The organism is Paraburkholderia sp. BR10872, from assembly GCF_040965835.1.
Taxonomy (GTDB): Bacteria; Pseudomonadota; Gammaproteobacteria; order Burkholderiales; family Burkholderiaceae; genus Paraburkholderia; species Paraburkholderia nodosa_A.
On sequence record NZ_JBFRCN010000192.1, the window covers coordinates 1 to 255 of the forward strand.

At 63.5% G+C, this 255-nt stretch carries 1 protein-coding gene; it reads right to left on the reverse strand.

Features of this window, described 5'->3' with window-relative positions:
- Positions 1 to 212, reverse strand: a 212-nt coding sequence (locus AB4Y43_RS40650; RefSeq protein WP_368730309.1) for a helix-turn-helix domain-containing protein, incomplete at its 3' end; no start/stop codon positions are given.
- Positions 213 to 255: the final 43 nt, after the last annotated feature.

Below are 255 nucleotides of genomic sequence, written 5' to 3' on the forward strand. Positions count from 1 at the left end.
ATGGTGCGCGCCGGACTCTGCAGGGGCCGGCGCGAGCGGTCCGCCAACGCCGTGGCGCCGTCATCCTGTGCATGCCGGGCAAGCCACTTGTAGCCGGTCTTCGGGCTGATGCCGAAACGCCGGCATAATTCACGCCGGTTGGCGCCTTCCTGCAAGGCCAGATTCACGAATTCCAGACGCAGGTTCATGGTGTTTCTCGGGTTCCAGGGCATGAACGGCTCCAGGCCAATCACTCGCCCGAAGTGTTACCCATGT